The sequence below is a fragment of the Pedobacter cryoconitis genome (assembly GCF_003259615.1).
GTDB classification, from domain to species: domain Bacteria; phylum Bacteroidota; class Bacteroidia; order Sphingobacteriales; family Sphingobacteriaceae; genus Pedobacter; species Pedobacter cryoconitis.
Genome location: NZ_QLLR01000002.1, coordinates 130531 through 145554, shown reverse-complemented (window position 1 = coordinate 145554; position 15024 = coordinate 130531). Strand labels below are relative to the sequence as shown.

The 15024-nt window shown below is 39.8% G+C and carries 12 protein-coding genes; 10 read left to right on the top strand and 2 right to left on the bottom strand.

The window, feature by feature from the left end:
* The first annotated feature begins 40 nt into the window (after positions 1–40).
* Positions 41–427, top strand: coding sequence for an acyl-CoA thioesterase (locus LY11_RS03560; protein WP_111632365.1), 387 nt, complete (start codon positions 41–43; stop codon positions 425–427).
* Positions 428–486: 59 nt separating this feature from the next.
* Here the strand turns inward: LY11_RS03560 and LY11_RS03555 are convergent, their stop codons facing one another.
* Positions 487–1503, bottom strand: a complete 1017-nt coding sequence (locus LY11_RS03555; protein ID WP_111632364.1) for a Gfo/Idh/MocA family oxidoreductase — start codon at positions 1501–1503, stop codon at positions 487–489.
* Between LY11_RS03555 and rpiA the strand changes: the two genes are divergently transcribed.
* Positions 1502–2233 (top strand): ribose 5-phosphate isomerase A, encoded by a 732-nt coding sequence (gene rpiA, locus LY11_RS03550; protein WP_170132616.1) that lies wholly within the window; start codon positions 1502–1504, stop codon positions 2231–2233. The two genes, LY11_RS03555 and rpiA, sit on opposite strands and share 2 nt — an antisense overlap.
* Positions 2234–2308: 75 nt before the next feature.
* On the opposite strand, the gene LY11_RS03545 is transcribed toward rpiA, so the two are convergent.
* On the bottom strand, positions 2309–3499 hold the full coding sequence (locus LY11_RS03545; protein ID WP_111632362.1) for a C1 family peptidase: 1191 nt from the start codon (positions 3497–3499) through the stop codon (positions 2309–2311).
* A gap of 236 nt (positions 3500–3735) precedes the next feature.
* On the opposite strand from LY11_RS03545, the gene LY11_RS03540 reads away from it, so the two are divergent.
* The 8 genes from LY11_RS03540 (at position 3736) to LY11_RS03505 (ending at position 14996) form a co-directional block, all read left to right on the top strand.
* Entirely contained in the window at positions 3736–4770 is a 1035-nt protein-coding gene (locus LY11_RS03540; protein WP_111632361.1) for a CobW family GTP-binding protein, read from the top strand.
* Positions 4771–4782: 12 nt separating this feature from the next.
* The gene (locus tag LY11_RS03535) at positions 4783–7362 is read left to right on the top strand and encodes a M1 family metallopeptidase (RefSeq protein ID WP_111632360.1); all 2580 of its coding nucleotides are present in this window, start codon (positions 4783–4785) and stop codon (positions 7360–7362) included.
* Positions 7363–7454: 92 nt separating this feature from the next.
* Positions 7455–7901 (top strand): antitoxin Xre-like helix-turn-helix domain-containing protein, encoded by a 447-nt coding sequence (locus tag LY11_RS03530; RefSeq protein WP_211321476.1) that lies wholly within the window; start codon positions 7455–7457, stop codon positions 7899–7901.
* A gap of 8 nt (positions 7902–7909) precedes the next feature.
* Positions 7910–8377 carry an RES family NAD+ phosphorylase gene (locus tag LY11_RS03525; protein WP_111632359.1) on the top strand — a complete coding sequence of 156 codons (468 nt, stop codon included), beginning with the start codon at positions 7910–7912 and terminating at the stop codon, positions 8375–8377.
* Positions 8378–8429: 52 nt separating this feature from the next.
* A complete protein-coding gene (locus LY11_RS03520) occupies positions 8430–9338 on the top strand; it encodes a UbiA prenyltransferase family protein (RefSeq protein WP_111632358.1) in 909 nt (302 codons plus the stop codon).
* 20 nt (positions 9339–9358) lie between these two features.
* Positions 9359–10009: a class I SAM-dependent methyltransferase gene (locus LY11_RS03515; RefSeq protein ID WP_111632357.1), complete on the top strand. Its 651-nt coding sequence runs from the start codon at positions 9359–9361 to the stop codon at positions 10007–10009.
* Between the two features lie 290 nt (positions 10010–10299).
* Complete coding sequence (locus LY11_RS03510; RefSeq protein ID WP_111632356.1) at positions 10300–11697, top strand: TolC family protein; 1398 nt, start codon at positions 10300–10302, stop codon at positions 11695–11697.
* A 14-nt stretch (positions 11698–11711) separates the two neighbouring features.
* Positions 11712–14996 (top strand): efflux RND transporter permease subunit, encoded by a 3285-nt coding sequence (locus LY11_RS03505; RefSeq protein WP_111632355.1) that lies wholly within the window; start codon positions 11712–11714, stop codon positions 14994–14996.
* The last annotated feature ends 28 nt before the right edge of the window (positions 14997–15024 follow it).

The window sequence follows — 15024 nt, the reverse complement described above, 5'->3', positions numbered from 1 at the left end:
TTGCAGGTCATCCGTTTTTTAATATATATAAAATACAAAAATGACTATAGAAGAAAAGATTAAAGCATCAGAAACCCGAATTTTTAAAGCCGTATTCCCTAATACTACCAATCACTATGATACTTTATTTGGCGGAACAGCCATGCACATGATGGACGAGGTGGCCTTTATCACCGCCACAAGATTCAGCCGCCAGAGAATGGTTACCGTAAGCAGTGACCGTATAGATTTTAAAATGCCTATTCCTGCCGGAACAATTGTTGAACTGGTTGGTACGGTAAGTCATATTGGAAATACTAGTATGAAAGTAAAGGTGGAGATCTATGTGGAGCAGATGTATTGTGAGGATCGTGAAAAAGCGGTGACTGGTGAATTCTCCTTTGTAGCGATTGATGAACATAAAAAACCTACAGCAATTATTAAATAAGTTTTATTGTTGTTTCGTAAAAAGGGCCGTATTTTTTGAATAATACGGCCCTTTTGTTGTTATTTACTTTCCAGTATGGTCAACTGGCGGATAATCTGTTCTTGTTGTACGGGATAGGGTTGATTTGCCCTTATGGTTTGATAAACTGCCTCGAATAAGTTCAGATAGGATGCTTTGCCTGGCGGAATGCTGATTTTTGTGATTTGGCCACCTGCATCAATCGTACTCAGAATACCTTCTTTTCCTGGCAATTCAATACCATATAAAGGATCATTAGGGTCCATGTTTTTTAACAGCTGCGTTTCCTGTATGTCTGAACGGTGTTTGAAATAAGAACCTTTTGTTCCGTTGATCACAAATGCGGGCTGCTGTTCTACAACGAGCATACTCATGGTAATAAATACCTGCAGGTTATCAGAATATTTTAAATGCAGACAGGCATAATCATCTACTTGTGTGCCAGGACGGTAGTAGCCTAATGTTTTAGTCCAGGATAATGGCTCTCCGAACAGGGCAAATACCATATCCAGCAGGTGAGGGCCAAGGTCATATAATAAACCGCTGCCTGGCATTGGTGTTTCTTTAAATACTTTAGGCCCGATGGTATACCGGTATCTGTCGTAACGGATATGCGCTTCCACGAGTTGTCCTAGTTTTTTACTTTCTACGATCTCTTTTGCGGCTAAAAAATCGCTGTCGTAACGGCGGTTTTGGTAGGGAAGGATATGAAGGTTATGTTCTTTTGCCTCTTTAAAAAGCAATTTGGCTTCTGCTACGGTCACTGTAAATGGTTTTTCTACTAAAACATGTTTACCGGCACGAAGGGCTTTTTGCGCAAATTCAAAGTGGGTGTAGTTTGGAGTGTTGATGATGACCAGTTCGATGGACGGGTCTGCAATAAGTTCATCTACAGTGTTATAGCTCTTGATTTCCGGAAAACGGAGCTGCGCTGTTTTTTCTGATCTTTCTACTACTGCGTACAATTCAAATCCGGGATGTGCAGCGACGAATGGGGCGTGAAATAACTTTCCAGACATTCCAAAGGATAATATGCCTGTTTTTATAGGTTCTTGCATGGATAAATATATTAAATTTAGCGCGGATACTAATTCGATTCAGATGATTGATTACAAATTGGAAGCTGCTAAAGCTTCTTTAGATTTTATAAAAGAGGGACAAACTATTGGTTTAGGCGCTGGCAGTACGATTGTACATTTAGTGAATGTAATCAGCGCGCAGCAGGAATTTGCCGCATCTTTGAAGTTTGTCTCTTCTTCGTTTAAAACGCGCGCTTACCTGCTTGAAAAAGGTTTGAATGTATTGTATTCCAGTGCATTGTCAAAGCTGGATATTTACTTTGATGGTTGTGATCAGTTTGATTCTGCGCTGAACGCATTGAAAAGCGGCGGGGGGATCCATACGAGTGAAAAGATCCTTGCCTCCATGGCTTCCACCTTTATTTTAATAGGGGATGAGGGTAAAATGGTCACTAAGCTGGATCATACTTATCCTTTGGTTATAGAAATTCTGCAGGAAGCGTTACCGGTTGTTCTGAAACATATTCATTCAGTTTATCCGGAGTCAGTTGTAAAATTAAGAATGAGCAGTCAAAAAGATGGGGCGCTGATTTCTGATCATGGTAATTTACTGGCAGATATTCATTTTACGGAACTGCCTGAATTAAGTGCCTTAAATGTGGCGATAAAAATGATCCCGGGTGTGGTGGATCATTCGCTGTTTTATGGAATGGCTGCTAAAGCGGTAATTGCCGGATCGGGTGGAACGCGGGTGATCAGCAAGGGTTAATAACAATACATAAAAAAGGGGTTAAAAGTATCATATGATACTTTTAACCCCTTTTTTATGTATTGTTATAATGGATTAAATACCCAGGTTTTTTCTGATTGCTGCTGGTATACCACCTTTGTTTAATAAGAAAGCAGTAGTTTTATATTTAACATAGTTCTTGGTTACGTATAAATAACCTTTGTAGTCATTGGTTACGCCCCATGAATTTTTAACAATATAGTATTCTTTACCATTTTGATCTTTAGCTGATCCAACGATGTGCATACCGTGATCATCTGTAGTTTCATAGTTGTCAAAAGCTAACTGACGGTTCTCTTGAGTAATTTCCATTTCTGGTTTTGGCTCACTGAACATTGTTGCTTTTTCCTGCTCATTCATTTCTTCATAGGGTTTAGCAGGAACATAAGCTACACCATTTTTGTAAGAGAAAGATTTCTCACTTACATCAGTAGCCCAGGCTACAGAGTAACCGTTTTTCAATGCGTTATCAATGATGTCAGTGATTTCATTTACTTGAACGTTGTAAACCTGGTCAAATGACCAGTTATCTTGTACTAATAAAGTGAATTTACTGTAAAAAGGATAATCGTTGAAAGAAGACAATTCTACATAGTCATCAGGATTAATACCTACTACTTGTTTTGCAAAAGTTTGCGGGGTATAGCTTTTACCTTTGTAATCGAATTTTTCCGGAACCTGGCCTAAATAAGAGTCAATTGCTCCTGTATAAGCTTTCTGCCAGTTTGGTGTCAAGGTTTTGTTTTTAACTACAGCTTCTAATATGCCGGTAGTGATTGAACCCATTTCACTCAGCTTATTGATTTTAGTACCATAGTTTAATCCTGTGTAGTTTACTTGTGGAACTGCACCGTATTTTCTGTACATATTGATTACATCATGCAAAGCACCACCGTCTCCTAAAGAAACTGCACCGTGCATACGTACGTAGTTCTTACCTTTTTCTACATAAACGTTACGTGCGGAGAACATTTCTGATAAAGCTACAGGCTGTTTACCCATTCTGATCATTTCTGATTCCAGGAAAGAGTTTGTAGAGTAGCTCCAGCAAGTTCCTGAAGACCCCTGGTTTTTAACAGAAGTATTTTCAAGGTTAATCACATCTGTGAATTTAAATCCTGAAGTACTGTTTGCAGATTGATTGTTTTTTAAAGAATTTACCAGGTTATCCTGAGCAAATCCAAAAGTGGATGTTAGTAATAGTCCTGAGGCGAAGACTAAAGGTTTAAATATTGATTTATTCATTATTGTGTGTTTGATTAGTATTCAACGTAATATTTATTTCGCAACAATATTGCATTTGCGTATCTTTGTCTGGCAATGTACATCTTTTAGGCAATATTGAAAAAATATTACCGGGAAAATATCCCGAACCACATAAAATTTACAAAGTGCAGTATGGAACATTATTTTATTTGGCAAAAACAGGGTGTAAATAGTAAGTTTGTAAATCAGCAGGCAGCTCAAATTTCAATGATTATATGAAGGCAAAAGAAGTAACGATCCTCACAGGATTTTTAGGTGCGGGAAAAACAACAGTCCTGAATGCGGTAATTTCAAAGATGAAGGATACCCGTTTTGCGATCATTGAGAATGAGATCGGTTCAGAAAGTATTGATGCCGGACTGATTATTAAAGGGGACGAAGAGATCGTGGAATTGAATAATGGGTGTATTTGCTGTACGCTGAATGATGACCTTTTTGAGATTTTAAATAATTTATGGGATAAAAAGGATTCCTGGGATCATTTGATTATAGAGGCTACAGGAATTGCTGACCCTGCAAATATTGCGCATCCTTTTTTAACGATGGACCAGGTGAAAAGGGGATATGATTTAAAAAGGGTCATTTGTATTGTCGATGCGGAATTGATTGAAGATCAGTTAAAGGAGCGCCCGGAAGCGATTAAACAGATCGCCTTTAGTGATAGTATCTTATTAAATAAGATAGAGCGGGTGAGTGCGGATTATCTGAAAGAGTTGCAGGCTGTTTTGAAAGCTATCAATCCGTTTGCAGAGATATTAATTGCCACCCAGGATGATTTCCAGGTACGTAAACTGTTTGCCAGAGAGCGTTTTGCCAATTTCTACAGCAATCCAAAGCCTGTTTCAACGCCAAAAGGAATGTTCAGTCTGAGTAATGGCACGGATGAAAAGCAGCCTCTGATGGCTTTTACTGCTTCTCATCAAAAACATGAGCATAGTGATATTGAAACTATCCTTTTAAAGTATAAAGAGAGTTTAAATATTGAAGAGCTGGAGCATCGGATGATGGTTTTTCTGATTGTACAGTCGGCCAATGTATACCGGATCAAGGGAGTTATTTACAGCCATCTTTTTCAAAGCAGGATCATCTTGCAAACTGTAGGAAAATCACTTTCTATCACACTTGGAGAGAACTGGTTACCTGATGAAATTAAAGAAACAAAGATTGTTGTGATTGGGAAAGGGCTTAAAGTGTTCGGTTTCGATAAAATGTTTCGTACTTGTTTATATTCTGAATCTGAACTAAAATAGTAAATTGCCGGCATGGTTTTTCGCTACAAAATATTGTTATTCCTGGTTATTGTATTGACTTCCTGTTCTTCGCGAAAAGCAGGGCCTGTGGTCCCTGTAGTGGAAAATGGGGTGAGCAGGTCACTGGCACTTTATCGTAAAGCTGTGCTGACGGCTATTCATTATACGCTTGAACTTGATATTCCAGCTGAAAAGAATAAAGGGATTGCTGCACATGAAATTCTGAATTTTAAGCTGAGTAGTGTCAGAACACCTTTGCAGCTTGATTTTAAAGAAGATCCTGCAAAAATCAGCTTACTGACTATTAACGGTAAAACAGCTCCGGTAACCCATAGTAAAGAACATCTGATCCTTCTTCCTGAGTTTTTAAAGAAAGGGGACAATGAGGTCCGGATTCTATTCCGGGCAGGTGATGGCGCATTAAACAGGAATACTGATTATCTGTATACTTTATTTGTGCCGGACAGGGCAAGAACGGTTTTTCCTTGTTTTGATCAGCCTGATTTGAAGGCTACTTATACTTTAACGCTTCATTTACCTAAAGATTGGAAAGCAATAGCGAATGCGGAGCTGAAAGATACGGTGCAGAAACAGGAGCGTAAAACTTACCATTATAAAACTTCTGATCTGTTAAGTACTTATTTGTTTGCATTTGCAGCGGGTAAGTTTCAGCTTGACAAAGGGATTGTAAATACACAACGGGCAAGTTTTCTATACCGGGAAACGGATGCTGCCAAAATTAAACCCAGTTTGCCTGCAATATATGCGATTCATTCTGCGGCTTTAAAATACCTGGAAGACTGGACCGGGATTCCTTATCCTTTCCAGAAATTCGGATTTGTAGCTATTCCTGATTTTCAGTTTGGCGGAATGGAACATCCGGGTGCCATACAGTATAAAGCGGCTAGTTTGTTTTTGGATGCTGGTGCAACTAAAGATCAGCTGAATGCGCGTAATAACCTGATTTCACATGAAACTGCCCATATGTGGTTTGGCGATCTGGTCACGATGGACTGGTTTTCTGATGTTTGGATGAAGGAGGTTTTTGCCAATTTTATGGCAGATAAAAGTGCGGAGGAAGCAGATGGGAAGGATAATTATGCGCTTAAGTTCCTGATTGATCATTTTCCTGCAGCTTATGCGGTTGATCGTACTGCAGGCGCTAATCCTATTCGTCAGCCGCTGGATAATTTAAAGGATGCGGGCACACTTTATGGGAATATCATTTACCATAAGGCTCCGATTATGATGCAGCAGCTGGAAAAGCTGATGGGAAAAGATAAGTTTCAGCAAGGGGTCAGAGAATATTTAAAGAAATTTGCAAATAGCAATGCTTCATGGCCGGACCTGATCCGGATTCTGGATAGCCATACGCCTGTTGATCTGGAGAAATGGAATAAAGTATGGGTAAATGAGAACGGCAGACCTGTAATTGATTATAAGATCATTTACCAGGGAGATAAAATCAGCAGTTTAATCATTACCCAGCAAGCTGAGCTGGGAGCGCAAAGGGTATGGCCGCAAAGTTTTGAGGTAACTTTGTTTTATCCTGACCGTGTTAAAGTGATCAGTGCGGATTTAGTAACGGCACAGCTGGAACTTAAAGAGGCTGCAGGGTTAGATAAGCCATTATTTATTCTTTTTAACTCGGCTGGTGATGGGTATGGAGAGTGGCCGGTTGATCCTGCTGTTCAGCAGTATTTGTTTGGTCTGGAAAAGCCATTGCATCGCGCGGTTGCCTATATCTCTTTATATGAGCAGATGTTAAGTGGTAAAAATATTCAGCCTGCTGCTTTATTAACGCTGTTTAGCCAGGGATTGGCTAAAGAGGGGGAGGAGCTGAATGTCAGGTTGCTCAGCAATTATATCAGCACAATTTACTGGCAATTCAGTGCTGTTAAAGAAAGACAGCTTTTATCAGCTGCGCTGGAAAATAAATTATGGGATGCGATGCTGCAGCAAAAAAGCAGCAACAATAAAAAACAACTTTTTAAAGCCTATCAGGACATTTTTCTAAGTCCGGCGGCAAGAAATAAGTTGTATCAGATCTGGAAAAGCCAGAAAGCACCTCCGGGCATCACGCTTTCTGAGGATGATTATACCAGCCTGGCACTTTCTCTGGCGGTAAGGGATGATGCTGATATTGCCATTTTACCGATACAGGAGTCCAGAATTACAAATCCTGACCGTAAAAAGCGCTTTGAGTTCATTATGCCGGCTGTTTCGGCAAAACAAGGGGTGAGGGATGATTTTTTTGATAGTTTGAGATTTCCTGCAAACAGGGCAAAAGAGTCTAATGTGCTGGCTGCTTTATACTATTTGCATCATCCTTTGCGTCAGCAGCATAGTGTCGTTTATTTAGAGAAAAGCCTCGAGTTGTTAGCGGAAATTCAGGCTACTGGTGATATTTTCTTTCCACAGTCGTGGTTACAAGCTACATTCGGATATTATCAAAGTGCAGCAGCTGCGGGTATAGTACGTGATTTTCTTAAAAATCATCCGGATTATAATCCGCGTCTGAAGGCGAAAATCTTACAGGCAACGGATAATTTAGCCCGGGCAGCGCGTTTATCGTCACAGCGAAGTAAATAAGACTGTTTAGTGCAGAAGCTAAATGGATGTACGAATATTTTCAACACTGATATTGAAAAAATTCGTATATTAGTGTTCTAAAACTCAAGGATATGTCAGCTACAAGTGTATTACTTTCGGATAAACGTACAGAGACACTTCGCGTTAAGTTTAATGCCATCGATGTAAGTGATGATATGAAGGTCTTTCAATATGCGAGACAGGGATTAAAACCCGGTTTATTCTATGATTTTGCGGAAGCGATTAATATTTCAAATAAATCATTGGCAGACCTGATTAATATATCATCCCGGACCATCAGCAATTATAAAGAGCAGAAGAAATTATTAGAGCCTGTTTATGGGGAGCATTTGCTTAAACTCATAGGCCTTTATAAAAAAGGAGTGGAGTTATTTGGCACTGTAGACGAGTTTAGCTACTGGTTAAATAAGCCTTTCTGGAATTCAAAAGAGCGTCCTATGGACTGGTTAACAACTCCGGGTGGGGTAGATCTGGTTGCAGATGAACTCTTGAAAATGGCTTATGGTGACGCTGTTTAAGTAGACAAATGATCGTATTCAGAATAGGGCATAAAAATTATGCGGGTTCACTTACTGCTTCTGGTGCCAATGGGCGGTGGGCTTCTACAGGAAAGCCTGTAATTTACTGCGCAGAAAATATTCCGCTGGCTTTCATGGAAAATATGGTAAGACGACAGGGAGTGGGATTCAATCAGGACTTTAGAACTGTTTTTATTGAAATTCCTGATGATTTGCTGATCAGTACGGTCGAAGAAAGTAAACTGGACCCGGATTGGCGTGATCCTTATGATTATAGTCATTGTCAGCCGATTGGCAATAAGTGGTTTGATGATTTAAGGGTACCTGTTTTGAAAGTCCCATCGGCTGTAATGCCCGAGTGCAATAATTATGTAATCAATACTTTACATCCTGATTTTAAAAAGATTAAGTTAATTGCAGTAACGGATCTCGTTCCTGATGCCAGAATAGAAGATATTCTTAAAAAATACCATTAAATAGCAATTACAAATTAATGCAGATTCTCAAACCAGCTCAGGAAATCTTATAATGGGTTTAAAAATTATAAAGTTTATATTTTTTGGCAATTATTTTATTGGTTTACTGGCCGTAGCCTTAACTATAGAGTCGACTTTACAGTTAAAAGTACCTTTTAACTCCTTAAATTACTACATTTTGTTATTTCTTGCTCCAATAATCTATTATACTTATGCGTATATGGGGGCGACCAATAGTCAGAAAACTCAAAATCCCAGAACGGCATGGTATGGGGAACATCGTAATTTTATACGGTTAAGCCAGCTTTTGCTGAGTATGGTTTGCGGAGGACTGATTTTCTATATGGTACTCAGTAATTTTGAGGCAATTTTACATTTACCGTTTGAATACTGGATGGTTGTTGGTATCATCCTGGCCATGGCTATTTTATACTATGGTTTAGTGCCTGTATTTTTCTTTAACCTCAATTTACGAAATACGGGCTGGCTGAAGCCTTTCATTATCGGGTTTGTATGGGCGGCCACTGCAAATTTATTGCCGCTGATCTTGCTGAAAATAGAGTCCGGCATTGATGTAACCAGAACCACGCTGTGGTATTTTCTTTTTGTAAAAAACTGGATGTTCTGTACGGTAAACGCGATCATGTTTGATATGAAGGATTATGCAATTGATTCAAACAATCAGCTGAAGACCTTTGTGGTTAGAATTGGGCTTAAAAAAACAATATTTTATGTACTCATTCCGCTGCTGGTAACGGGAATAATATCGCTGCTGGTTTTTGCCCGTATTGAACATTTTCCGCCATCCAGGATCATTTTTAACCTGATTCCTTTTTTCTTAACTGCATGGGTTGCTTATTCGATGAACAAAAGAAAGAAAATATTTTATTATCTTATCGTCATCGACGGGCTGATTATGGTGAAGGCGATCTGTGGTATTATTGCCATGCAGTTTATTTAATTTGCTTTTAACAGACGGAAATGAAGAATAATTACGACAGTATTGCGGGGTATTACGATGTACTGAGCAGGATGATCTTTTTCCGGTCACAGGTCAAAGCACAGATTCAGCAGTTGAGTGCAATTCCTGCAAACAGTACTGTTTTGATAGCAGGGGGGGGGACAGGGTGGATTCTGGAGGAAATAGCTAAGGTTCATTCTTCTGGTTTAAGTATTACCTATATCGAGATTTCATCCAAAATGCTTGAGCTGTCAAAAAAAAGAGCGGTCAAAGGGAATAAAGTAGAATATATTCATGCGGCAATGGAAGATTTTAAGCCATCAGGGGTTTATGATGTGCTGATCACTGCTTTCTTTTTTGATAATTTTTCGGCGGCTAGTATCCAGTTGATCTTCAATCAGCTCCATGGTTTGCTTAAATCTGGAGGAAAATGGCTTTTTGCGGATTTTTATTACACGGAAAAAGCGGGTAAACATTGGCAATTGTTATTGTTAAAGTCTATGTACTTGTTTTTCAGTAAGATTTCATCCGTAGAAGCAAAAACATTGGTAAATACGGAGCATTTTTTTGAAGAACAGCGCTATAGTATCTTAAAAACAGATTTTTATTATGGGGGTTTTATTAAAACAATCATTTATCAGAAACCTGGTCAGATTATGGTCGATTTATAGGTCTAATGGGCCATAAAGCGAGAAAAGGGGCTGATTTTGCGGCTTTGAGCGTCAGTCTATTGTCATTTAAAAGATTTTTAAAGCTGATAGCTGCGTAATTGCTCCTTTATTTCCACTGCGAAGCCCGTATTTCGTTCTAAATAGCCTTAAATAAGCAGTTTTTGGGTTAATTGTTTGAATTTAATAAGTATTGATTTGAACTGAATATTTCCGGTTGATGTTCTAACAGATACTTTTGTCATGTACAACAAACACTAAGTAGATTATAGATTTAATTTAACATCAATCTAATGCCCCGATTATCATTTTCTACCATTCTTTTTTCCTCTTTCCTGTGTACTGCTATAACCGCTGACGCGCAAACCTTAAATATGAAGGACGCGGTGAATGCGGCAATTACAAACTATGGAACGATAAAGGCAAAAGGCAATTACGTGAGTGCCTCTAAACAATCAGTTGAACAGGCCAGAAGGGAGTATCTCCCAAATTTCACTCTTGCTGCACAGCAAGATTATGGAACAATTAATGGTCAGAACGGACCGCTTTCTGCTTTAGGCGGATTAAGCACGGCTTCGTCTGGCCCGGCGCTCGCCCAGCAAAATTGGAATGCTGCTTTTGGAGCGTTGTATCTCAGTAATATAAACTGGGATTTTTTCAGCTTCGGGAGAATCCGTGAAAAGATCAAAGTTTCGAAAGAAATCCTCAAAAGGGACCAGAATGACCTGAGCCAGGAGATATTCCAGCATGAGGTGCGGGTGTCTGCAGCTTATCTGAATTTGCTCGCAGCACAGCGGTTAACCAAGTCTCAGCAGAAGAACCTGGAAAGAGCAACGATTTTTAAAGACAATGCTGCACTGCGCGCAAAAAACGGACTGATCGCTGGTGTAGATTCTGCATTAGCTGCCGCTGAAGTTTCTAATGCCAAGATTTCGCTAACCAAGTCCATTGACCTGGAACAGGAGCAGGCAAATAAGCTGGGTGTTTTGATGGGAGTTACCGCTACTGATTTTAAAGTAGATACGGCCTCGATTAACCATGTTCCGAAATCAATTTTAGTAGCGGATACGAACGTAAATTTCAATGAACATCCGCTTTTGAAGTTCTATAAGAACAGGATAGAGGTGAGTAATCAGCAATTGAATTATTATAAAAAGCTGGCGTACCCGACTTTTTCTTTAATTGGGATTTTACAGGGCAGAGGGTCAGGTTTTGATGCTAATTATCCAAATAACCTGAATGCTTATTCTCATAGTTATGGCGATGGTGTGAATCCAACCCGGGGTAATTATTTATTCGGTGTTGGGGTAACCTGGAATTTAACAACGATCCTGCGCAATTCTCCGCAGGTTAAAGCGCAGCGCTATATCTCCAGTGGTCTGCAGAATGAGTATGAGCTGGTTGATCAGCAATTACATGCGCAGCTGGCGCTGGCTGAAACCAAGATTAAAAATGCAATGGACAATTATAATGAAGCTCCTGTGCAAGTGAAGGCAGCGAGTGAGGCGTATTTGCAGAAGAGTACTTTGTATAAAAATGGGTTGACAACGATTGTTGATTTAACGCAGGCACTTTATGCGCTGAACAGGGCAGAAACCGATCGTGATATTGCTTATACCAATGTATGGCAGGCTTTATTATTGAAATCAGCTGCAATGGGTGATTATAATCTATTTATTAACGAATTTTAAGCTGCTACCCGAATATGAATTTAATACGTTTTGCATTGCGAAAACCCATTTCAATAATGGTGTTTGTTGCCGGTTTACTGTTCTTTGGTATCAGTGCCATGACCAGTATCAAGGTCGATATTTTACCTCAGATGAATTTGCCGGTTATTTATATTGCCCACCCGTTTGGGGGATATACACCAACTCAAATGGAGTCTTATTTTGCTAAAAACTATGTCAATATCCTGCTTTTTGCAAATGGTATAAAAAGCATTGAAACTAAAAATACACAGGGGTTGATGCTGATGAAGCTGACCTATTATGAGGGAACGAACATGGCACAGGCAGCCTCAGAGTTGAGTGCGCTGTCCAATCGGGCCCAGGCCATCTTCCCCCCCGGGTCCCAGCCCCCCTTTATTATCAGGTTTGACGCTTCGTCATTACCTATTGGGCAGCTGGTATTAAGCAGTCCAACCCGCAGTAATAATGAATTGCAGGATTTAGCGAATACCTATGTTCGTGCTTCTTTTACTGCTATTCCAGGCTTACTGGCTCCGGCACCTTTTGGGGGTAGTCCGCGTACGGTAGAGATTAATGTGAATCCGGGTTTAATGCGTTCGCATAACCTTACGGTAGAGCAGATTGTAAGTGCAATCAGTACGAATAACCAAACGGCCCCTTCGGGAAATGTGCGTATAGGTAATAAAAATTATATTACACCAACTAATTATACGATTAAAGAAATCAAAGATTTTGAAAATATCCCATTGTTTAAAGGAGGGGTTCAGAATCTTTATTTACGTGATGTTGCGAGTGTAAAGGATGGTGCGGATGTAACGAATGGTTATGCGCTGATTAATGGTAAGCGTTCTGTTTACCTGAGTATTGCCAAATCGGGGGATGCTTCGACATGGGATGTGGTAAAGAATTTGAAAGCTAATTTGCCGAAAATTCAAAATACATTACCTGAAGACGTAAAGTTATCTTATGAATTTGACCAGTCTGTATCGGTTATTAATGCGGTAGAAAGTTTAATCAGTGAGGGGGCTATTGGTGCTATTCTGACGGGATTAATGGTGTTGTTGTTTTTGGGAGATAAAAGAGCAGCTTTAATTGTTATTCTAACGATCCCTACGTCCATCATTGCAGGTGTATTGTTCCTGAAATTATTCGGACAGACGATTAATATCATGTCACTTTCAGGGCTGGCACTGGCCATTGGTATCCTGGTAGATGAGTCTACGGTAACCATAGAGAATATTCACCAGCATTTTGATATGGGGAAACCTAAAGCGCTGGCGATATGGGATGCTTGTAAGGAGATCGCTTTTCCTAAGTTGCTGATCTTATTATGTATCCTGGCTGTATTTGCGCCTGCTTTTACGATGACAGGTATACCTGGAGCTTTGTTTTTACCTTTAGCGCTGGCTATTGGGTTCTCCATGATCATTTCGTTCTTATTGTCTCAGACTTTTGTACCTATCCTGGCCAATTGGCTGATGGTAGCGCATCCGCACAAACATGTAAAAACTGATCCTGCAATTACTGAGGATGAGGATGCTTTTAACCAGACAGGTTTGACGTTGGAATCTGAGCAGGAAACTCTGAATCAGAAGAAAATTCTGGTAGAGCGTGAGTGTTATGATGAAGGTGGAAAAGTGACCTTATTTGATAAGTTCAGAAACAGGTTTATGCGTTTCATTGATCGTTTATTCCTGATCCGCAAGCCGGTAGTTATCATTTATCTGATCGTTATTATCGGTTCTGCAATCTTAATGTTGTCTAATATCGGTCGTGATGTATTGCCTAAAGTGAATTCAAGTCAGTTTCAGCTGAGGATGCGCGCTCCTGATGGTACACGTTTAGAAAGGACGGAAGAAAAAGCAAACATGATATTGAAGGTGCTGAAAAAATTAGTAGGACCTGAGCATGTGGGTATTACGTCTGTTTATGTGGGTCAGCATCCTGCGCTTTTCTCTGTGAATCCAATCTATCTGTTTATGGGCGGGCCTCATGAGGCTGTTTTCCAGATCGCATTGAAAGATTATCATGTGAACATGGATGAGTTGAAAGATAAGTTGCGTGATGCGGTTAAAAAAGAGATTCCTGATGTAAAGTTATCATTTGAGCCTATCGAATTAACTGATAAGGTATTGAGTCAGGGTTCTCCAACTCCGGTTGAAGTAAGGATTGCGGGTAAAAACAAAAAGATAAATGAAGAATATGCGGGTAAAATCGTTGCTGAGTTAAAGAGAATCGATTATATGAGGGATGTTCAGATTGCACAGCCGATTAAATATCCTTCTTTAAATATTAATATTGACAGGGTACGTGCGGCGCAGCTTGGAATTGATTTAAATGATATTTCTAAATCACTGATTGCTTCTACTTCGTCTTCACGTTATACAGATAAGAATAACTGGGTAGATGAAAAGATCGGGTTATCTTATGGTGTTCAGGTGCAGGTCCCTTTAAATGAAATGAACAGTAAGGATGAGCTTGGAGAGATCCCATTGCTTAAGAATAGCAGCAGACCTGTATTAAGTGATGTGGCTACGATCAAGGCTGATACGACCTATGGTGAAAATGATAACCTTGGGGCTACACCATACTTATCAGTAACTGCCAATCTGAATGATAAAGATTTGGGATCAGCTAATAAAGATGTTGCTTTAGCTATCAAAAATGTAGGTGAATTGCCAAGGGGAGTTGTGGTAGAACAAATTGGCCTGGGCAAGGTGCTTGATGAAACGCTGAGCAGTTTGCAGACTGGTTTATTAGTGGCTATTATAGTTATTTTCTTAATGTTATCGGCTAATTTCCAATCGTTCAGAGTACCGCTTGTTATTTTGGCAACAGTACCGGCAGTAATATTAGGCTCGTTGTTATTGTTAAAGCTAACGGGTTCTACGCTTAACTTACAGTCTTATATGGGAATTATCATGTCAGTAGGGGTATCTATCGCCAATGCGGTTCTGTTAATTACAAATGCTGAAGAGTTAAGAAAACACAATGGAAATGCACTGCAATCTGCCAGAGAGGCTGCAGGGTTACGTTTACGTCCAATCATTATGACCAGTGTGGCGATGGTAGCGGGTATGTTACCGATGGCTATTGGTCATGGAGAGGGTGGTGATCAGGTATCTCCATTGGGAAGAGCGGTAATTGGAGGATTAATTGCTTCTACTTTCGCCGTATTAATTATCTTACCGCTGGTATTTGCCTGGGTACAGGGTAAAGTTTCTACGCAGTCCCTATCCTTAGATCCGGAAGATGAAGAAAGTGCACATTTTATTAGAGGATTACATGAAGGTAAATAATCATAATCAGGTGTTGAACACCTTAAGT

Coding starts and splice junctions, on each gene's coding strand:
- LY11_RS03560 (WP_111632365.1), top strand. CDS start 41: ATGACTATAGAAGAAAAGATTAAAGCATCAGAAACCCGAATTTTTAAA.
- rpiA (WP_170132616.1), top strand. CDS start 1,502: ATGGATAAATATATTAAATTTAGCGCGGATACTAATTCGATTCAGATG.
- LY11_RS03555 (WP_111632364.1), bottom strand. CDS start 1,503: ATGCAAGAACCTATAAAAACAGGCATATTATCCTTTGGAATGTCTGGA.
- LY11_RS03545 (WP_111632362.1), bottom strand. CDS start 3,499: ATGAATAAATCAATATTTAAACCTTTAGTCTTCGCCTCAGGACTATTA.
- LY11_RS03540 (WP_111632361.1), top strand. CDS start 3,736: ATGAAGGCAAAAGAAGTAACGATCCTCACAGGATTTTTAGGTGCGGGA.
- LY11_RS03535 (WP_111632360.1), top strand. CDS start 4,783: ATGGTTTTTCGCTACAAAATATTGTTATTCCTGGTTATTGTATTGACT.
- LY11_RS03530 (WP_211321476.1), top strand. CDS start 7,455: ATGTCAGCTACAAGTGTATTACTTTCGGATAAACGTACAGAGACACTT.
- LY11_RS03525 (WP_111632359.1), top strand. CDS start 7,910: ATGATCGTATTCAGAATAGGGCATAAAAATTATGCGGGTTCACTTACT.
- LY11_RS03520 (WP_111632358.1), top strand. CDS start 8,430: ATGGGTTTAAAAATTATAAAGTTTATATTTTTTGGCAATTATTTTATT.
- LY11_RS03515 (WP_111632357.1), top strand. CDS start 9,359: ATGAAGAATAATTACGACAGTATTGCGGGGTATTACGATGTACTGAGC.
- LY11_RS03510 (WP_111632356.1), top strand. CDS start 10,300: ATGCCCCGATTATCATTTTCTACCATTCTTTTTTCCTCTTTCCTGTGT.
- LY11_RS03505 (WP_111632355.1), top strand. CDS start 11,712: ATGAATTTAATACGTTTTGCATTGCGAAAACCCATTTCAATAATGGTG.